Source organism: Streptomyces sp. NPDC093252, from assembly GCF_040683675.1.
Taxonomy (GTDB): Bacteria; Actinomycetota; Actinomycetes; order Streptomycetales; family Streptomycetaceae; genus Streptomyces.
Window position 1 is genome coordinate 173,848 of sequence record NZ_JBFBEM010000004.1, and the last position, 18,969, is coordinate 192,816.

Consider the following 18,969-nt stretch of genomic DNA (forward strand, 5'->3'; position numbering starts at 1 on the left):
CGGCTTGGAGTGAACGATGAAGGCTTTCCGGTACGTGGCGAAGGGCGCCCCCCTCGAACCGGCCGACGTCCCTGACCCGGTGGCCGAGCCCGGCTGGGTCGTGGTCGATGTGGAGGCCGTCGGCCTGTGCCACACCGACATCCATCTCATCGACGGCATGATCGAGCCGTCCCGCCCCGCGCCCTTCACCCTCGGGCACGAGGTCGCGGGCACGATCTCCGCCCTCGGTGAGGGGGTGACCGGTCACGCGGTGGGCGACCGGGTGGCGGTGGCGCTCGTCGCGCACCCCGAGGTGCAGCTCCCGTACGCGCCGGGCATCGGTGTCGACGGGGGCTACGCCGAGCGGCTGGCGGCCCACGCCTCCACCCTGGTGCCGCTGCCCGCCACCGTCTCCACCGTCCACGCGGCCGTCGCCACGGACTCCGTCGTCTCCGCCTACCACGCCGTCCGCACGGAGGGCAGGGTCAGGCCGGGTGAGGTGGTCGCCGTCGTCGGCCTGGGCGGTCTCGGCCTCAACGGGGTCCGCTCGGCCGTCATCGCGGGCGCCGAGGTCTACGGCGTCGATGTCAACCCCGACACCTTCGGGGCCGCCCGCGAGGCCGGTGCCCGCGACTGCTTCACCCGGCTCGCCGACCTCGCCGACCTCCAGCCCGAGGTCGTCATCGACTTCGCGGGCGTCGGCGTCACGACCTCCGACGCCGTGGACGTCGTACGGCGGCTCGGCCGGGTCGTCGTGGTGGGGATCGGCGCGCCGACCACGACGCTCTCCTACGCCGCCCTGCTCCGCAAGAGCGTGGAACTGCGCGGCTCGTACGGGGCGAGCAAGGACGAACTGCGGCAGGTGCTCGGCTTCATCGAGCGGGGGCGGATCATCCCGGCCGTGGAGGAGATCGACTTCGCCGACCTCAACGAGGGTCTGGACCGCATCCGCAAGGGCCAGGTGCGCGGGCGCCTGGTCACCCGCCCCCGGGGCTGACCCGGGCCGGGGTGGTGGGCCGCACCGGTGGCCCTCCGCCCCGCGCACGACCCGGCCCGACCCCGGGAACGCTGGTCGGCACCGGCCCGCCGCGGCCGTCACCGCGCCTGCTCGCGGCCGTAGCGGTCCCTGGCGGAGGCGTACCGGGCCACTCGATGACGCTCGTCCGTGCCCCCGGGGGTCCGCCCCGCTGCGAGAGCCGGACAGGTGAGCGCGGGGACTCCCGCCCGACGATGTCCGGCCCGGTCCCGGCCGGATGGTGACGGCTTCGCCGGACGCCAGGAGGGTGCCACCGGCTTCCCGGGCGTCGAACTGCGGTCCGCCCAGGACCGGTTCGTCACCGGTTCGTCGAGGGGCCGTGGGAGAGCACGCTGTCGCGGTGGAGGATGCGGACGGGCCCGGGGCGGGGGTGTCACGACCGCGCGACCGGCCCGTCGGGTGCGGGAACACGGCCCGCCCGACGTGCGCTCGCGCCGCGGCGGAATTCCCGCCGACAGGGAGGCCGTCGTCGCCCGTCCCGCACGAGGGGACCGGTGCGAGCGGGCGTGGGCAGCCGACCCGCACAGCTCTCCGGAGACCCGCTGGGCGGCTGCCCGCATCGGTCCGCGGCGCTCGCCGGCAACGTCCCGAGCGGCCCCTCCACCACGGCGTTCACCGCGGCCCCGTGGCCGGATTGTGCGTGTCCTGCCTCACATCGCGCATATTGATCAAGGATCTACCTGCGACGTTCCGCGATGCGGACCAGGGTATTGATCCGATCTGGCCGTCGTCCCACAGTGGCCCCGGGACGCAGCGCATAGGTCGAACTCGGTTGCTTACCCGACTTCTCAGGAGTTCTCGCGTCATATTTCCATTTCTTGTGAGGACAGTGTGGAACGAAAAATCAGCGCCGCCACAGGATTCTTCGTGGGCACGGACGTCGGTGGCACCTTCACCGACCTTGTCGTCCTTCAGGACCAGCACACCCCACGGCTCTTCAAGTCACCGACCACCCCGCACGACCGCTCGGAGGGGGTCATCGCCGCCCTCGGACTGGCCGCCGGGTCCTACGGCCGGGATCTGCCGTCCTTCTGCGAGGACATCGTCTACTTCGCCCACGGCACCACGGCGGCGACGAACGCGCTGATCGAGCGCAAGGGGGCCCCGACCGCCCTGCTCACCACCCGCGGATTCACCGACACGATGCTGATCCAGCGCTCGATGACCTCCTGGGTCGGCATGGGGGCCGCGACGGGCCACTACAGCCGCCGCCGCAACGCCGGGCAGATCGTCCCCCGGGCCCGCCTCGTGGGCATCACCGAGCGCATCGACGCCTCGGGCGCCGAGGTCGTCGCGCTCGACGAGCAGGAGGTGCGGGACACGCTGCGCCTGCTGCGGGAGGACGGCGTCGGAGCACTCGCGGTGTCGTTCCTGTGGTCCTTCGTCAACGGGGACCACGAGGCGGCGGTGGCCCGGATCGTCCGGGAGGAGTGGCCCGAGGTGTATCTGACGCTGTCGCACGAAGTCGCCCCCGTCATCGGTGAGTACGAGCGCTCGGCGACGACCGTGGTCAACAGCTACCTGGGTCCGGTGATCCGCGACTATGTCGCCAACCTGGAGAACCGGCTGCGCAGCGCCGGTTTCGCCGGGGACTTCTCGATCATGGACTCCGGTGGTGGTGTCATGCGCGCGGAGGACGCCGCGCGGCGCTCCGCGTCCATGCTCACCTCCGGCCCGGCCGGTGGGGTGCTGGCATCGACCGCGCTCTCCCGCCGCCTGGGCCACTCCCATGTGATCACCTCCGACATGGGCGGGACCAGCTTCGACGTCGGCCTGATCATCGACGGGGAACCGGTCGTCGAGCGCGTCAGCGAGGTCGGCGGTCTGCATCTGGCCCTCCCCCGGATCAAGGTCACCGCGATCGGCGCGGGCGGCGGTTCGATCGCCGGGGTCGACGAGTCCGGCGTCCTCGTCGTCGGCCCCGAGAGCGCCGGATCGGTGCCGGGACCCGCCTGCTACGCCAGGGGCGGCGACCGCCCCACGGTCACCGACGCCGATGTGGTGCTCGGCATCATCGACCCCGCCCGCTTCCTCGGCGGCCGGATGCCGCTGGACCGGTCGCTGGCGGAGAAGGCCATCCGCGAGCACGTCGCCGATCCCCTCGGCCTCACCGTCGAGGAGGCAGCCGCCGGCATTCAGCGGGTCGCCGACAACCAGATGGCCGACCTGCTGCGCAAGGTCACCGTGGAACAGGGACACGACCCCCGCGACTTCGTCGTCTACGCCTACGGCGGCGCCGGTCCGACGCACGCGTACGCCTACACCGAGGCCGCCGGCATCGCGACGCTGGTCGTGCCGCCCACCTCCACCGTCCACTCCGCCTACGGCACCGTCACCTCGGACCGGTACCGCGCGGTGCAGACCACGGAGGTCCACCGCACCCCGCCCGGCGCCGCCGACCCCGCGGCCCATCTGGACGCCGAACGGATCAACGCCACCCTGGACGAACTGGCCGCCCGGTGCCGCGAGGACCTCGACGGCGACCCGCGTATCCGGCTCAGCCGCATCGCGTACCTGAAGTTCCGCCGGCAGTCGCACGAACTGCCCGTCGCCGTGCCCGACGGCGAGGTCACCACCGAGGTGCTGCGCGGTCTGATCACCGAGTTCCGCACCGTCTACGAGCGCATCTACGGCGCCGGAACGGCCCTGCTGGGAGCGGGCGTCGAGATCCACACCCTGCGGGTCGAAGGCCGGGTCGGTGTCACCGACGTCTCCGAGGGCGACTACCCCGGCACCCAGGACACCGGGGCGGCCCGGCTCGGTGAGCGCGATGTCCACTTCCCCGGCACCGGGCGGGTCTCCACCGGTGTCCACCGGGGCGAGGACCTGGGCCCCGGAGCGGCCCTGCGCGGCCCGGCGATCCTGGAGTTCGCCGGTACCACCGTGGTGATCGGCCCCTCCCAGTCGCTCACCGTCGACCGTCACAGCAATCTCGTCATCGACTGCAAGGGGGACGCGTGACCGCCACCGGCACACCCACCACGCCCATCGACCCCGTCACCTTCGAGGTCATCCGCCACCGGCTGCTGGCCATCACCGACGAGCAGGGCGCGACCCTGGCCGCGATCTCCGGCTCCACCCATGTCGTCGAGGCCAGCGACTACAACGTCGGCCTCTATCTGCCCGACGGGTCCGTCGCGGCGATGGGCCGCACGATCCTCTCGCACTCCTCGTCCATGGCCGCCATCACCCGGTCCGTCATCGAGGACTGCACCGAGGACCCCGGCATCAACCCCGGGGACATGTTCATCGTCAACGACCCCTGGAAGGGCACGGTCCACGCCCAGGACGTCGGGCTCATCGCGCCGATCTTCCACGACGGCGCACTCCTCGCGTGGACCGGCGCCATGTGCCACATGGTCGACGTCGGCGGCATGACCCCCGGCAGCTTCTGCATCGACGCGACCGACTCCTACCAGGAGGGTCTCCAGATGCCGCCGACCAAACTGGTCGACGGCGGGCGGGTCCGCACCGATGTGTGGAACCTGATCCTGGCCCACACCCGGATGGCACCCACGGTCAACCTCGATCTACGGGCCCTGATCGGCGCCAACAACACGGCGATCCGTGCCATGACCGCGCTCGCCGAGAAGTACGGGGCCGACACCGTCCGCACCGTGATGAGCAACCTCATCACACTGTCGGAGCGCAGGCTGCGCAACCGGCTGGCCAAACTGCCGGACGCCCGCGTGCACTCCCGGGCCTTCCTCGACAACGACGGCGGTCTGGCCCAGTCCGCCGAGAACGCCACCTACGAGGTCGACCTCGTCCTCACCAAGCGCGGCGAGACCCTGGACTTCGACTTCTCCGCCTCGTCGCCGCAGGCCAAGGGCTACATCAACTGCGCCTACTCGGGAATGATGGCCGGCATCGCGGCGGCCCTGCTGCCGACCCTGGCGTTCGACGCGCCCTGGAACGAGGGCCTGTTCAAGCCCGTCGAGGTGACCTGCCCCGAGGGCCTGATCTGCAACGCGGTCCGCCCGGCCGCCGTCAGCGGCGGCGCGCTGGAGGCGGGCTGGCTGGTGGAGATGACGGCCATCGAATGCCTGTCCAAGCTCGCGGCCTGCTCCGACGAACTGCTCGGCGAGGCCCAGGCCGTACCGGCCGGGGGACCCGACAAGTTCGTCCTCACCGGGGCGGGCGAGAACGGGGCCCGCCAGACCTACGTGATCATGGACTGCCTCGCCACCGGCGGAGGCGCCTACGCGCACCGCGACGGGGCCTGGACCCAGGGCCAGCACAACATCGAGCGGCAGCGGATCTCCAACGTCGAGGCGGTGGAGATGGACTCGCCACTGCTGTACGTGTGGCGTGGCCTGGTCGCCGACTCCGGCGGAGCCGGACGCCACCGCGGCGGCATGAGCATGGGCGCCGTCTACACCGTACGCGGCGGACGGGACGTCACCGCGCTGAACTCGGCACACGGCTGGGAGGTACCCAACTCCACCGGGATCTTCGGCGGCTACCCGGGCGCCCAGAACACCCGGACCGTCCTGCACCACAGCGATCTGGCCGACAGGTTCGCCGCGGGCCGGATTCCCACCGTCGGTGAACTGTCGGGCGACCGGCCCGCCATGCGCGGCCGGCAGGGCCTCTACCACCTGGACGACCACGACATCCTCGCCACCGTCCCCCAGGCGGGCGGCGGCTGGGGCGACCCCCTGGAGCGCCCCGCCGAGGACGTGCAGACCGACCTCGACTTCGGGGCGGTCACCCCCGACGCCGCACAGCGGCTCTACCGCGCGGTGCTCGACGACGACGGCCGGGTGGACCCCGGGGCCACGGCGCGGCGGCGCGAGGAGACCCGGGCGGAGCGCAGAGCCTGGCCCGCCGCCCGCCCCCAGCCGGAGGTCCCGGACGGACCCGTCACCCGCGTCCACCCCCTCGGTGACGTCCTGCGCGTCGTGGAGATCGACGGCCGCCGGTTCACCGCCTGCGCCTGCTCACGCGTCCTCGCACCGGCCGGCGAAGCCTGGCGGCTGTACGCCGGGGCCCGGACCACCACCGACATCCACGAACTGAGCCACGCCACCCGCCTGGGCGAGGGCCTGGAACTGCGCCAGTACGCCTGCCCCGGCTGCGGACTGCTGCACTCCACCGATGTCGTACGGCGGGGCGCCGCGCACCCCGACGACATCCGGCTCACCGCCGACGCCGCAGGGGCGCGGTGATGGGGCGCGTCGCACTCGCAGCCGCCACGTCCCACGTCGGCGCGATCGTGAAGAACGGGGACGCCGATCCGCGGCGCTCCTCGGTGCTGCACGCCGCCTGGGAACGGCTCGACGGCGAGATCGCCGCGGCGGAACTCGACGCGGTCGTCGTCGTGGCCACCGATCACTACGAGACGTTCGGCCTGGAGAACTACCCGGCGTTCTGCATCGGGCTGGCCGCGGAGCACCAGGGCTGGGCCGAGTTCGGCAATCCCGGCGGAACGGTACCCGGCAGGCCGCTGCTGGCCGAGTACCTCCTGAAGGGGCTCACCGAGCGGGGCTTCGAGATGTCCCGCTCCCACACCATGCGCCTGGACCACAGCTTCATGGTCCCGCTGGCCAAGCTCCCCTCCGCCACGGCCGCCGGCGTCGTCCCGCTCTTCGTCAACTGCAACACCGAGCCGCTGCCGACCCTCGGACGCTGCCTGGAGCTGGGCAAGGCGATCGCGGCGGCGGCCGGGGACCTGCCCGGCGATGCCCGGATCGGCGTCATCGGCACCGGCGGGCTCTCCCACTGGGTGGGCCTGCCGCGCTTCGGCGAGATCAACGAGGACTTCGACCGTGAGTTCCTCGCCCTCCTCGCCGAGGGACGGACGGACGACGTGACTTCCTGGAGCGACGAGCGGATCCAGAACGAGGCCGGCAACGGAGCGCTGGAAGTGCGGACCTGGCTGATCGCCGCAGGCGCCGCAGGCGGTCCGGCCCGGGTCCTCGCCTACGAGCCCATGCCGTCCTGGACCGTCGGCATCGGCATCAGCGGATTCGCCATCGGGCAGGCGCCATGAGCATCGTCGGCCTCAACCGGCTCGCCCGCGACCTGGAGCACGTCCCGGGGCTCCTCGACCGGTTCCGCGAAGCTCCGCAGCCCGTGCTCCGCACCTACGACCTGAGCGAGGACGAGAAGCGGGCGGTGAGCAGCACGGACGCCACCTGGCTGCTCGCCCACGGGATGAACCCGGTGGCCCTGCGCAACCTCATGGTCGTCCTGGGCATCGCCCACCACGCGATGTACCCCTCGCGGCGGACGGAGGACTGAGATGCCGACCGTGTACGAGGGAGCGGCTAACGCGCCCGCGCTCGAACTGCGCAAGGTCAGCAAGTCCTTCGGCGGCGCCCACGCCCTGCGGGAGGTGGACTTCGTCCTGCTCCCCGGCGAGGTGCACGCCCTGGCCGGCATGAACGGCGCGGGCAAGTCGACACTGGTCGAGATCGTCTGCGGGGCGCTGGTGCCCGACGGCGGCGAGATCCTCATGGGCGGTGGGAGCTGCCCCGCGCTCACCCCCCGGCGGGCGCGCGCCCTCGGCGTGAGCATCGTCCACCAGAAGCGCACGCTGGTGCCCGATCTGACGGTGGCGGAGAACATCCTGCTCGGCCGGCTGCCCCGCAGGGCGGGCCGGGTCGACTGGTCCACCGTGCGGGCCGAGGCGGCGCAGGCCCTGGGCGACTTGGGGATCGAGGTCCCCGTGGGGGCCGTCGTCGGTGACCTCACCCCCGCGCAGCAGACGCTGGTCGAGATCGCGCGGGAGGTGCACGTCGGCGGGCGCATCCTCATCCTGGACGAGCCCACCGCCGCGCTCGGCGGCGCCGACGCCTCCCGAATCCACGACCTGGTCCGGGAACTGCGATCCCGCGGCACAGCCGTCGTCTACATCTCCCACCACCTGGACGAGGTGCTGGCACTCGCCGACCGGATCACGGTGATGCGGGACGGCCGGACCGCGCTGACCGAAGAGATCGGCAACGTGGACCTCCCCGTCCTCGTCCGGGCCATGACCGGCGACCGTCCGGTCACCGAACCGGCCGGACGGAACCGGACCGCCGGCCCGCCGGCCCTCGAACTCAACAAACTCGGCGGGGACCGGCTCCGGGACTTCGACCTCACCATCAGGACCGGCGAGATCGTGGCGGTGCTCGGCCCGGCCGGGGACGCGCAGCGCGAACTCTTCCCGCTGCTCGCCGGGGTGCGGCAGCCCTCGTCCGGAACGGTCCACGTCGGCGGGGCCCGGCTCCGGTCCGGCAGCGTCCGCGCGTCGCTGTCGGCGGGACTGCGCTGCGTCACCGGCGACCGGCTGGCGCACGGACTCGTTCCCGGCCTGAGCGTCGACGAGAACCTGGCGCTGGCCGACCGGGGCATGAAGAGGCCCTGGCTGGTGCGGTGGGTGCCGCTGCACCGCAGGGCCGCCGACACCCGCCGGCGCTACGGCGTCATCACCCTGTCGGCCGACCCGGCTGTCGACTCACTGTCCGGCGGCAACCAGCAGAAGGTGCTGCTGGCGAAGTGGCTCGACACCGAGACGACCGTGTGCCTGCTGGAGGAGCCCACCGGCGGAGTGGACGTGGCGGCCAAGGCCGATATCCACCGGATGGTCGACGAACTCGCCGACCGGGGCGCCGCCGTGCTCCTGACCTCGGCGGACGTCGACGAGGTCAGAAGGCTGGCCGACCGTGTGGTCGTGGTCCGAGGCGGGCGCGCGGTGGCCGAACTGCACCGCGACGACGTGTCCCGGGACGACCTTGTCTCGCTCACCGTAGGAGGACACATCTCATGAGCGCCGTATCCGCCCTCCGCGACCGGGCCGGTCTCACCCTGCCGCCCGGTGTCGCCCGTCACGTCGGACTGCTCGGCGTCCTTGTGCTGATCGGGTTGTTCACCTCGCTCAACAGCGATGTCTTCCTGACCACGGCCAATCTGGTCAATGTCTCCCAGCAGATCGCGGTGGTCGCCGTACTGGCCGCCGGGCTCACCCTGCTGATGACGGCCGGAGGTATCGACTTCTCCCTCGGGGCGATCGCGGCCGTCTCCCACGCCGTCGTCGCCAAGCTCATCCAGGGCGGGATGAACGAATGGGCCGCGGTCCTGACCGCGCTCGTGCTGGGCACCGCCATCGGCCTGGTCAACGGGGGCGTCGTCACCTTCTTCTCCGTCGCTCCGTTCGTGGCGACCCTGGCGTCCTCCACCATCCTCACCGGGTTCGCCCTGCTCCTGCTGGACGGCATGAGCGTCAGCATCGGTGACCATCTCTCCGTCCTCGGCTTCGGCGAGTTGTTCGGTGCCGTTCCGTCACTGGTCGTGCTCGCCGTGGTGGTGTGCGTGGTGGTGGGGCTGCTCATGCGCTGGTCCGCGTTCGGCCGCAATGCCTTCGCCATCGGCGGCAACGAGAGCGCGGCGCGCCTGTCCGGCATCCCCGTCGTCCGCACCAAGCTGCTGCTCTACGCGCTCGGCGGGTTTCTGGCGGCGCTCGGCGGCGTGATGCTCGTCGCCCGGCTCGGCGCGGCCAGCCCCGGCACGGGCGGGCTGCCGCTGGAACTCACCGTCGTCGCCGCGGTCGTCATCGGCGGCACCTCCCTGCACGGCGGCAGCGGAACCCTGGCCGGGACGGCCCTGGGTGTCCTGCTGCTCGGCCTGGTCGCCAACTCGCTCAATCTCCTCCAGATCGATCCCGTCTACCAGGACATCGCCGTCGGCACCGTCCTGATGATCGCCGCGATCGTCAACCATCAGCGCCGCCGGCGTATCTGAGCCTCCCATTCCGGTGAAAGGAAACGTCATGAGCCGCACCACCACCAGACGCCTCACCGCACCCCTCGCCCTCACCGCAGCCGTCGCCCTGCTGGCCGGAGCCTGCTCCGTGGACCAGGGCACGGCCGCGGACCCCGCCCCGGCCGACCGCGACGAGAAGCTCACCGTCGGTTTCGTCAATGGCAACAACATCGAGTTCCACACCTGTCTGCTCAGATCGATGCAGGCGCGCGCCGAGCAGGACAACGTCGAACTGCTCACCGCCAACTCCGCGATGGACCCGGCCAAGGAACTCTCCAACATCGACGACATGATCGCCAAGCAGGTCGATGTGATCATCGTCCAGACGGTCAACATGGACGCCCTGGAAGGGGGCATCACCCGCGCCAACCGGGCGAACATCCCCATCTTCCTCACCTCGGTCGCGTCCGTGGACCAGTCGAAGATCCTCGGCGCCGTCGTCACCGATGTCACGGGCGTGGGCAGACAACTCGGCGAATGGCTCGGCAAGGACAGCGCCGGGCAGCCGGTCGAGGTGGGCGTCATCGGCGGAGCGCCGGGCGCGGCGGCCGACCTGATGGACGCCGCGTTCAAGAAGGCGCTGCCGGAGCAGGCCGAGGTCGTCTTCGACCAGCCCGCGTTCTGGCAGCGGGCCAAGGCGCAGGACGTCGCCGAGAACCTGCTCCAGGCCAGCCCGGACGTCCAGTACATCTTCGTCCACAACGAGGACATGGCGATCGGGGTCCTCGCCGCGCTCAAGGCGGCCGACCGCCACGACATCAAGGTCGTCACCAACGGCGGCAGCCCCGAAGGCATCGAGGGCATCCGCAACGACGAGATCGCCGCGACCGTCAGCAACACCCCGAGATCCGTCGGCGAGATGGCGATCGACAACGTGGTGGGGCTCATGCGCCAGGAGGAAGGGGTACAAAAGATCTCCACCGTGCCGAATCTGCTGATCACCAAGACGAACGTCGGCGAGGCACCCCCCTACTGCGCGTAAGGCGGAGATCCCCATGGCACAGCACAGCGGAGGCCCGCGGCGGCGGGGCGTGCAATCGGTCGACCGGGCGCTGGACATCCTCAGCGCGCTGAGCGCGTCCTACCCGCGCCTGCAACTCTCCGAGCTGGCCGAGGTCGCCGGACTGCCCAAGACCAGCACCCACCGGATCGCGGTGACCCTGGTCGAGCGCGGCTTCCTGCGCCAGGAGGAGGACGGCGCCTATGTGCTGGGCACCAGGCTGCTCGAACTGGGCAGCCTGGTGTCGACCACCACCGCTCTCGCCCACCTCGCGCAGGGCGTCGCCGAGGAACTGGTCCGTGCCACCGGGGAGACCGTACTCATCGCCGAGGTCGACTGGCGGGACCGCTCGCTGATCATCACCGGCCGCCGCGAATCGGGGCAGAGCCCCGACGCGCTGTCCTCGATCGGCCGTCGTTCCGTCCTCGCCAACGGCTGCATCAGCGGCGCGATCCTCAGCGCCCTGCCCCCGGACGAAGTGAAGAGGGTCGTCCCGCAGTTGCGGCTGGCCCAGCGCACGCCCCTCAGCATCACCGACCCCGGAGCACTCCTCCAGGAGATCGACGCGAGCCGCGCCAGGGGCTACGCGATGGAGAAGGACCAGTTCATCGAGGGCATCGCGGGCGTGGCGGTCCCCGTCCTCGTCGCAGGACGCCCCGCGGGTGCCGTCGCGGTCTGCGGTCCCACCGTCCGGATGCCCCGTAGGCGCCTCGAAAGCATCGCCGCCCTGATCCAGGAGCTGCGAGGCCGCGCCGCCCACCCTCCGGTCCCGCCCCGGACCGGATCCTGACCGTTCAAGGAGAGACCATGACTGCTGTCACCGCGCACTGGGTGACCTTCCCCAGTGGCGACGACGAGATCCGCGGCTATCTGGCGCTGCCCACGGACGGCGCCGAGCGCGCCCCCGCCGTGATCATGGCGCACGAGAACCTCGGCGTCATACCCCACCGGCAGCGCGTCACCGAGGAACTCGCCGCCGAAGGCTATGCCGTCCTGACCGTCGATCTGTTCAGCCGGATCGGCGGCAGGCCGCCCCAGGACCACACGACCCAGGAGGAACGCCGGGCCAAGGCGTTCCTGGCCGCCCGCGACGAGCAGGCGGTCCCCGACCTGGACGCGGGACTCGACTATCTCGCCACCCGCGCCTACGTCGACGCCGGCCGCGCCGCGGTCATCGGCTTCTGCCTCGGGGGCGGCCTCGCCCTCGTCTGGGCCACGGAGTCGGACCGGCTGTCCTGCGCGATATCCCTGTACGGCATCCCCGAACTGCCCGCCGCCTACAGCCCGACCCACGCGGTCCGCTCCCGCATCGACATCGCCGACCGGGTGCGCTGCCCGGTCCAGGCCCACTTCGGAGGGGCCGACGCGGTCATCCCGCTCGACCAGGTCACCCGCCTCACCGACGCCCTGGGCCGCAGCGACCGGCCGACCGAGGTCCATGTGTACGAGGGTGCGGGACACGCCTACCACGACGACACCCACCCCAACCACCTCCCGGAGGCCGCCCGGCTCACCTGGGAGCGGACCCGGGCCTTCCTGCGGGAACACCTGTGACCCTGTGGACCGACCTGCTGGGCGCGGAGATCAGCTACGTCGACGCGGGCGGCGTCCCCACCCGCACGGTGTCCCTGGGGTCGGGGCCCGCCGTGCTGCTCCTGCACGGACGCGGCGGGCACCTGGAGACGTTCGCCCGCAATCTGACCGCGGTCGCCGCCGCCGGACGCCGGGCCATCGCCTGCGATCTGCTCGGACACGGCCTGACCGGCCGCGCCTCCGGCAGTGGGTACACGATCCGTGAACTCGCCGACCATGTGCAGACCGTGCTGGACGCCCTCGACCTCGCCGAGGCCGACCTGGTCGGCCAGTCGCTCGGGGGCTGGGCCGCCGCCCTGACCGCGCTGGACGCTCCGCGGCGCGTCCGCAGACTCGTCCTGATCGAGCCCGCCGGGCTCCAGTCGGAGGCCGAACGCCTCGCGGACAGCACCGTGCGAGCCGCGTACCGGCGGGGCGGCCGGGCCTACGAGGAGCCGACCGCCGAGGCCGTCCGCACCCGGCTCGCCGGTCTGCTCGCGGATCCGGGGAGCGCCGACGACGAACTGGTCGAGGTACGGACCCGGCTCTACGCACCGTCCGAGGCCCGGGACGTGCATCGCCGGGTCCGCGCGGCGGACAACACGCCCTGGCTGCTCACCCCGGACCGGCTCGCGGAACTGAGCGTCCCCACCCTGTTCCTCCGCGGGGAACGGGGCCACACCCCACCGGACGTCGTCGAGGCCGCCGCCCGGGCCATGCCCGACGCCACGGTCGTCACCGTGCCGGGCGCCAAACAGTGGCCCCAGTTCGAGCGGCCCCGGCAGGTCAACGCACTCCTCAATCGATTCCTGGAAGAACCGCAAGAACCGCAAGAACTGACAGAACCGCAAGAACTGACAGAACCGCAAGAACTGACAGAACCGGAAGAACCGGCAGAACTGGAAGAAGGAAAGACCGATGTCGTTCTGGACTGATTCACTCGGCGCCGAGGTCCGCTTCCGTGCGGCGGCCGGCTGGCGGACCCGTTCCATCGAGGCCGGCGAGGGACATCCCGTCATCCTGATGGGCGGGCTGACCGGTCACGCGGAGGGGTTCCTCCGCAATGTCATCCCCCTCGCCGAGCGCGGGCTGAGGGTGTACGCCATCGACGCCATCGGGCACGGCCTGAGCGCCAGGCCCACCGATGTCACCTATCACGCGCCGCTCTTCACCGAGCACCTCATCGGGCTCCTCGATGCCATCGGCGCCGAACGCGCCCATCTCGTGGGCCAGTCGCTGGGCGGCTGGACCGCACTCCACACCGCGCTCCACCACCCCGGCCGGGTCGGCCGGATCGTCTCTGTCACCGGCGCCGGCCTGCTGCTGTCGGAGGAGGGCCGCAAGGAGGAGAGCGAGCGGGTCCACGCCCAGGTCAAGTCGGTCACGGCCAAGGCCGCGGCGGCGCCGACCCGGGAGAGCGTGCGGGCCCGTCTGGAATGGCTCATGGCCGATCCGGGCGTGGTGACCGATGAACTGGTGGAATGCCGCTACCGCTACTACACCCTTCCCGGCGCCGAGAAGGCCCAGGCCAAGCTGGTCGCCGAGCAGCCCGGTGAGGGGAACCGGGCGTACCTGCTGGGCGAGGCGGAACTGGCCCGGATCAAGGCCGAGTCGCTCGTGGTGTGGACCGACCACAATCCGACCACACCCCCCGAGGTCGGGCGCAGGGCGTCCGAGATCCTGCCGAACGCCCGCTTCGAGATGATCACCGACGCCGGTCACTGGCCGATGTTCGAGCAGCCCGGACAGTTCAACCGGATCGTCGGGGACTTCCTCGCCGGAGACCGGGGATGACCCCCGCCGAGGAGGTCGCCCTCGGCTGCCGGGTCCTGGCCGCGCACGGCAACGCCGATCTGGTGTGGGGGCATCTGTCCCGGCGTGATCCGGGCGGGAGCGACGTGTGGCTGAAGGCGGCCGGGTACGGGATGGAGGAGATCACCGCAGACCGGGTGGTCCGCGTCGACCACGGCGGACGCCGGACGGGCGGCAGCGGCCGGGTCCATCTGGAGTACCCCATCCACACCGCGATCATGGCCGCCCGCCCCGATGTGGGGGCGGTCGTCCACAGCCACGGGGAGTCGGCCGTGGCGTTCGCGGCCACGGGTCTGCCGCTCCGGCCGGTCGGCCACGAGGGAACCCTCTTCTGGCCGCCCGACATCGCGCGTTTCACCCTGACGGGAGATCTCATCCATACCCCCGAACGGGGCGAGTCCGTCGCCACGGCGCTCGGCGACCGCAACGCCCTGCTGCTGCACCGGCACGGACTGGTGACGGTCGGGCCCGATGTGCCCACGGCGGTACTGACGGCGATCTTCCTGGAGAAGGCGTGCCGCATGCAGCTCACGGTCGCGGCCACCGCCACCCACGCCCCGTACGCCCCCGAGGCCGACCACTTCGATCCGGATGAGGCGCTGGCCAAACGCGACCGTTGCTACGGCCCCCGTCAGCTCGCCGACGCATGGGCGTATCTGGTGCGCTCGCTGGACCCGCACACCTGACCAGGTGCGGGGGTGCCCGACCCGTACCCCAGGGGGCCGGTGAGCCCAGATGGCGAGAAGGCGAGAAGGCGAGAAGGCGAGAAGGGGAGAAGACGCGGGTGGCGCTCGGTCGTGTGATCCGGTTCGCAACGCCCTCCGTGGCTCTCGACCTGCCGCACGTCTCCCTGGGACCGGGCAGTCGTGCGCACCTGCTCCCGGCCGACGGCTTCGCGGCAGCCGTGCTGCGCACGGATCGCGCAGGCGGGAAGCCTGCCCGCCACGGCGCACGACGTCCTGGGAAGTCGTCGAGCCCGAAGACAGGTCGATGCACCGTAGACGAGCCCCTGACCTGCACAAAGCTACGTGGGATCGGTGACCGTCGACGTCGACCTGCTCGACGCCGCCGACCTGCTGCCGGGGGAGCCGGTGCACATCGGCGACATCACCAGCGGCGCCCGGCTGGAGACCTACGTCACCGAGGGCGAGCGCGCGGCTCCGGAGCGACCGGGATCAACGGCGCCGCCGCGCACCTCGTCCACCCGGGGGACCTTGTGATCATCATCAGTTACGCTCAACTGACCGATGTCGAGGCGCGGACGCTGGGCCCGAAGGTGGTGCACGTGGACGGCGCGAACCGGATCGTGACACTCGGCGCGGACCCGGCCGAGCCGATGCCGGGCACGGACCAGCGGCGCGGCCCGAGGACGGCGGCGGCGACGCGCTGACGGAGCCGTGCCGACAACGAAAAGGAGTCCCATGAGCGAGACCGAGAGCGAGATCCAGATCCGCGACAACCGGGCCGCCGGACGACTGGAGGCGGTACGGGGCGACGAGGTCGCGGGCCGGATCGCCTACTTCGTCCTCACCTCCCCGTCACCCGCCCTGGTCCCCGTGCACACCACCGTCGAGCCCGCCTACGAGGGCCAGGGCATCGCCGGATCGCTGGCCCGCGAGCTGTACACGATCGCCGCCCGCGAGGGCATCCCCGTGGCCCCGCTGTGCCCGTACGTCGTCAAGTGGGCCGCGCGCCACCCCGACGAGGCCCCGGCCGCCGACCCCGAGCTGCTGCGGGCGGCGACGGAGTGGCTGCGTGCGCACCCCGGCCGCTTCTGAGCCCCGGCCCGCCGCAGGCCCCACGCCGCTCGCCCTCCTCCACACCTCCCCCGTCCACATCCCCGTCTTCGACGCCTTGCGCGACCGCTACCACCCCGCCCTCGCGCTGCGACACCTCGTGGACGAGAGCCTCCTCGACCGGGCCCGCCGCAGCGGTCCGCAGGCGGTGGCGGGCGAGGTGCGGGCGGCCGTGGAGGGGGCTGTCGCCGACGGGGCCTGGGCGGTGCTGTGCACCTGCTCGACGATCGGGGCGGTCGCCGAGTCCCTGCCGGTGGCGGTGCCCGTGCTGCGCGTGGACCGGCCGATGGCCGCCGCCGCGGTCGCCGCGGGGCCCCGGGTGACCGTCCTCGCCACCGTGGCGAGCACGCTCGCGCCCACGGCCGCGCTGATCGAGGAGGAGGCCCGCCGCGCCGCCCGCCCGGTCCGGCTCGACGTACGGCTGGTCGAGGGCGCCTGGGACCGCTTCGAGGCCGGTGACGGGGAGGGAGCCGCGCGGCTGGTGGCGTCGGCGGCGGACGCGGTCACCGCCACCGACAGCATCGTCCTGGCCCAGGCGTCCATGGCTCCCGCGGCGCTCCTCACCACGACGCCCGTACCGGTCCTGTCCAGCCCCCGACCGGGCCTGGCAGCGGCGGCCCACCTCCGCCCACCCGACTGAGCCCACGAGGCCCGGGTACCCGAAGGAGAAGCCACCACCACCAGACACCCCCCTCCGGAGGCCCCCCATGACCCACCCCCCACCGGACCCATACCCCACCCCCGTCCCACCCCCCACACCCACACCCCCACTCCCGACCCCACCCCCCTCCCCAATCCCCCCGATCCCCACCCCACCCCCAGACCCGGACCGCCCCCTGACCGCAAAAAACCCGCACCCCAACGCCGCAAAGGGGCGCTGCCCGCCCAGCCCCGCACGCCCCCGGTACAACCCCCCGGGCCCCTGTCTAATCACCCTTGACACGCACGCCGGGTAGGGGCGCGGGGAACTGCGCGCTCAACCCCCACGCACCCGCACGCCCCCGGTACAACCACCCGGGCCCGCGGCCCATCACCCCTCACACGCACGCTGCAAAAGGGGCGCGGGGAACTGCGCGCTCAGCCCCCACGCACCCGCACGGTCCGGGTACATCCACCCGGGCCCCCGTCCAATCACCCTTGACACGCACGCCGGATAGGGGCGCGGGGAACTGCGCACACAACCCCACGCACCCGCACCGCACCCCACAGCGAACCGCACGCGCTAAGCGGAAACCTCCGCCCGATCCCCACCCCACAACGTGTGGAACGCCCCGTCCCGATCCACCCTCCGATACGTGTGCGCCCCAAAGAAGTCCCGCTGCCCCTGCGTGAGCGCCGCAGGCAACCTCTCGGCACGCAGCGCGTCGTAATACGCCAGCGCCGCCCCGAACCCCGGCGTCGGAACCCCCTCACGCGTCGCCGCGATCAGCACTTCCCGCCAGTCGTCCTGCGCGTCGGCGATCTCCCGCGCGAACGTCCCGTCCGACAGCAGGCTCGGCAGATCGGGCCGGGCGTCGTACGCGGCCCGGATGCGGTCCAGGAACGCCGCCCGGATGATGCACCCACCCCGCCAGATCGAGGACACCGCGCCCAGATCGACATCCCAGCCGTACTCGTCGCTCCCCGCGGCGATCTCGTGGAAGCCCTGGGTGTACGACACGATCTTCGACGCGTACAGCGCCTGCTCGACCCGGTCGGCGAAGGCCGCCGCCTCCGCCTCCCCCAGCGGCGTCGCCTTCGGCCCGGCCAGCCCGCGGGACGCGTCCCGCAGGGCCGCGTGCCCGGACAGCGAGCGCGCGAAGACCGCCTCGGCGATCCCGGAGACCGGAACCCCCAGGTCGAGCGCGATCTGCACGGTCCAGCGGCCGGTGCCCTTCTGCTCGGCCTGGTCGACCACCACGTCCACGAACGGCTTGCCGGTGGCCGCGTCCACATGGGACAGCACCTCGGCGGTGATCTCGATGAGGTAGGAGTCCAGCCGCCCCTGGTTCCAGGTGCGGAAGATCTCCGCGATCCGGGCCGGCTCGTACCCGGCGACATCGCGCAGCAACTGGTACGCCTCGCCGATCAACTGCATGTCGGCGTACTCGATGCCGTTGTGGACCATCTTCACGAAGTGCCCGGCGCCGTCGGGGCCGACATGGGTGACACAGGGCGCCCCGTCGGCCGCCTTCGCGGAGATCTTCTCCAGCATCGGCCCCAGCGAGTCGTACGACTCCTTCGGCCCGCCCGGCATGATGCTCGGGCCGTGCAGCGCGCCCTCCTCGCCGCCGGAGACGCCCATGCCGACGAAGTGGATGCCCTTCTCGCGCAGCTCGCGCTCCCGGCGCCGGGTGTCCGCGAAGTGCGCGTTCCCGCCGTCGATGATCATGTCACCGGGTTCGAGCAGCGGCGCGAACTCCTCGATCACCGCGTCCGTGGGCCCGCCCGCCTTCACCATGACGACCAGCCGCCGGGGCCGCTCCAGCGCCGCCACGAAATCCTTCGCCGTCTCCGCCGCGATGAACGCGCCCTCGTCGCCGAACTCCTCCACCAGGGCGTGCGTCTTCGCCGCGGTCCGGTTGTGCACCGCGACGGTGTAGCCGTTCCGGGCGAAGTTGCGGGCGATATTGCGGCCCATGACCGCGAGTCCCGTGACGCCGATCTGGGCTGTGTTGCTCATGTCCGCCTGCTCCTCAACCATCCGGTCGGTGACCATCCGATCAGTCGATCGATCAATCCATCACGGACAGTCCGGAAAGTGATCCCGGACATCGATCCGATCGAATGCGCCGATCCTGAATAAATAAGCCGAACCCTGCGAAGGTACCTCTCCCCGCCATCCTGACGTCCGCCCACCCCGGCCGCACCTTCGGAGCCCCGCACGTCTCAGAACGTGGCACAGCCCCCCTCCGCCTCAGCTCCCGTGCGTGGAAACCGGTCAACCAACGGCTGTTCCACGCCATTTGACCCGGCAGGCAACCGATTGCCGTCTTGTCATGGCCTGTTCTTCCCCCCTACTTTTGGGCCGCTGACATATGTCG

General features: G+C 71.8%; 16 protein-coding genes and 1 pseudogene. 16 read left to right on the top strand and 1 reads right to left on the bottom strand.

Translation table 11 applies throughout. The features are described 5' to 3' along the window. The first annotated feature begins 16 nt into the window (after positions 1 to 16). The 16 genes and pseudogenes from AB0O01_RS09680 (at position 17) to AB0O01_RS09755 (ending at position 16,586) form a co-directional block, all read left to right on the top strand. The gene (locus tag AB0O01_RS09680) at positions 17 to 976 is read left to right on the top strand and encodes a zinc-binding dehydrogenase (protein WP_365311943.1); all 960 of its coding nucleotides are present in this window, start codon (positions 17 to 19) and stop codon (positions 974 to 976) included. Positions 977 to 1,882: 906 nt separating this feature from the next. Then, the gene (locus AB0O01_RS09685; RefSeq protein WP_365311944.1) at positions 1,883 to 3,976 is read left to right on the top strand and encodes a hydantoinase/oxoprolinase family protein; all 2,094 of its coding nucleotides are present in this window, start codon (positions 1,883 to 1,885) and stop codon (positions 3,974 to 3,976) included. Next, positions 3,973 to 6,186, top strand: coding sequence for a hydantoinase B/oxoprolinase family protein (locus AB0O01_RS09690; RefSeq protein WP_365311945.1), 2,214 nt, complete (start codon positions 3,973 to 3,975; stop codon positions 6,184 to 6,186). Before AB0O01_RS09685 ends, AB0O01_RS09690 begins: the two co-directional genes overlap by 4 nt. Beyond that, positions 6,186 to 7,010, top strand: a complete 825-nt coding sequence (locus tag AB0O01_RS09695) for a hypothetical protein (RefSeq protein WP_365311946.1) — start codon at positions 6,186 to 6,188, stop codon at positions 7,008 to 7,010. The genes AB0O01_RS09690 and AB0O01_RS09695 overlap by 1 nt, the downstream gene beginning before the upstream one ends. Beyond that, entirely contained in the window at positions 7,007 to 7,261 is a 255-nt protein-coding gene (locus AB0O01_RS09700; RefSeq protein ID WP_365311947.1) for a hypothetical protein, read from the top strand. Before AB0O01_RS09695 ends, AB0O01_RS09700 begins: the two co-directional genes overlap by 4 nt. Before the next feature lies 1 nt (position 7,262). After that, the gene (locus AB0O01_RS09705; RefSeq protein WP_365311948.1) at positions 7,263 to 8,774 is read left to right on the top strand and encodes a sugar ABC transporter ATP-binding protein; all 1,512 of its coding nucleotides are present in this window, start codon (positions 7,263 to 7,265) and stop codon (positions 8,772 to 8,774) included. Further along, positions 8,771 to 9,745 carry an ABC transporter permease gene (locus AB0O01_RS09710; RefSeq protein ID WP_365311949.1) on the top strand — a complete coding sequence of 325 codons (975 nt, stop codon included), beginning with the start codon at positions 8,771 to 8,773 and terminating at the stop codon, positions 9,743 to 9,745. The genes AB0O01_RS09705 and AB0O01_RS09710 overlap by 4 nt, the downstream gene beginning before the upstream one ends. 28 nt (positions 9,746 to 9,773) lie before the next feature. Next, entirely contained in the window at positions 9,774 to 10,748 is a 975-nt protein-coding gene (locus tag AB0O01_RS09715) for a sugar ABC transporter substrate-binding protein (RefSeq protein WP_365311950.1), read from the top strand. Positions 10,749 to 10,761: 13 nt separating this feature from the next. Then, positions 10,762 to 11,556, top strand: coding sequence for an IclR family transcriptional regulator (locus AB0O01_RS09720; protein ID WP_365311951.1), 795 nt, complete (start codon positions 10,762 to 10,764; stop codon positions 11,554 to 11,556). A 17-nt stretch (positions 11,557 to 11,573) separates the two neighbouring features. Next, the gene (locus AB0O01_RS09725; RefSeq protein WP_365311952.1) at positions 11,574 to 12,320 is read left to right on the top strand and encodes a dienelactone hydrolase family protein; all 747 of its coding nucleotides are present in this window, start codon (positions 11,574 to 11,576) and stop codon (positions 12,318 to 12,320) included. Then, positions 12,317 to 13,273: an alpha/beta fold hydrolase gene (locus AB0O01_RS09730; protein WP_365311953.1), complete on the top strand. Its 957-nt coding sequence runs from the start codon at positions 12,317 to 12,319 to the stop codon at positions 13,271 to 13,273. Before AB0O01_RS09725 ends, AB0O01_RS09730 begins: the two co-directional genes overlap by 4 nt. After that, positions 13,257 to 14,132 (top strand): alpha/beta fold hydrolase, encoded by an 876-nt coding sequence (locus AB0O01_RS09735; RefSeq protein WP_365311954.1) that lies wholly within the window; start codon positions 13,257 to 13,259, stop codon positions 14,130 to 14,132. The genes AB0O01_RS09730 and AB0O01_RS09735 overlap by 17 nt, the downstream gene beginning before the upstream one ends. Next, entirely contained in the window at positions 14,129 to 14,836 is a 708-nt protein-coding gene (locus tag AB0O01_RS09740) for a class II aldolase/adducin family protein (RefSeq protein ID WP_365311955.1), read from the top strand. Before AB0O01_RS09735 ends, AB0O01_RS09740 begins: the two co-directional genes overlap by 4 nt. A gap of 342 nt (positions 14,837 to 15,178) precedes the next feature. Further along, positions 15,179 to 15,540, top strand: a pseudogene (locus AB0O01_RS09745) (aspartate 1-decarboxylase). A 31-nt stretch (positions 15,541 to 15,571) separates the two neighbouring features. Next, positions 15,572 to 15,928 carry a GNAT family N-acetyltransferase gene (locus tag AB0O01_RS09750; RefSeq protein ID WP_365311956.1) on the top strand — a complete coding sequence of 119 codons (357 nt, stop codon included), beginning with the start codon at positions 15,572 to 15,574 and terminating at the stop codon, positions 15,926 to 15,928. After that, entirely contained in the window at positions 15,906 to 16,586 is a 681-nt protein-coding gene (locus AB0O01_RS09755; RefSeq protein WP_365311957.1) for an arylsulfatase, read from the top strand. The genes AB0O01_RS09750 and AB0O01_RS09755 overlap by 23 nt, the downstream gene beginning before the upstream one ends. Positions 16,587 to 17,168: 582 nt before the next feature. Here AB0O01_RS09755 and gndA read toward each other — a convergent pair. After that, the gene (gene gndA, locus AB0O01_RS09760) at positions 17,169 to 18,608 is read right to left on the bottom strand and encodes an NADP-dependent phosphogluconate dehydrogenase (RefSeq protein ID WP_365311958.1); all 1,440 of its coding nucleotides are present in this window, start codon (positions 18,606 to 18,608) and stop codon (positions 17,169 to 17,171) included. Positions 18,609 to 18,969: the final 361 nt, after the last annotated feature.

Coding starts and splice junctions, on each gene's coding strand:
- AB0O01_RS09680 (WP_365311943.1), top strand. CDS start 17: ATGAAGGCTTTCCGGTACGTGGCGAAGGGCGCCCCCCTCGAACCGGCC.
- AB0O01_RS09695 (WP_365311946.1), top strand. CDS start 6,186: ATGGGGCGCGTCGCACTCGCAGCCGCCACGTCCCACGTCGGCGCGATC.
- AB0O01_RS09700 (WP_365311947.1), top strand. CDS start 7,007: ATGAGCATCGTCGGCCTCAACCGGCTCGCCCGCGACCTGGAGCACGTC.
- AB0O01_RS09705 (WP_365311948.1), top strand. CDS start 7,263: ATGCCGACCGTGTACGAGGGAGCGGCTAACGCGCCCGCGCTCGAACTG.
- AB0O01_RS09710 (WP_365311949.1), top strand. CDS start 8,771: ATGAGCGCCGTATCCGCCCTCCGCGACCGGGCCGGTCTCACCCTGCCG.
- AB0O01_RS09715 (WP_365311950.1), top strand. CDS start 9,774: ATGAGCCGCACCACCACCAGACGCCTCACCGCACCCCTCGCCCTCACC.
- AB0O01_RS09720 (WP_365311951.1), top strand. CDS start 10,762: ATGGCACAGCACAGCGGAGGCCCGCGGCGGCGGGGCGTGCAATCGGTC.
- AB0O01_RS09725 (WP_365311952.1), top strand. CDS start 11,574: ATGACTGCTGTCACCGCGCACTGGGTGACCTTCCCCAGTGGCGACGAC.
- AB0O01_RS09735 (WP_365311954.1), top strand. CDS start 13,257: ATGTCGTTCTGGACTGATTCACTCGGCGCCGAGGTCCGCTTCCGTGCG.
- AB0O01_RS09740 (WP_365311955.1), top strand. CDS start 14,129: ATGACCCCCGCCGAGGAGGTCGCCCTCGGCTGCCGGGTCCTGGCCGCG.
- AB0O01_RS09750 (WP_365311956.1), top strand. CDS start 15,572: ATGAGCGAGACCGAGAGCGAGATCCAGATCCGCGACAACCGGGCCGCC.
- gndA (WP_365311958.1), bottom strand. CDS start 18,608: ATGAGCAACACAGCCCAGATCGGCGTCACGGGACTCGCGGTCATGGGC.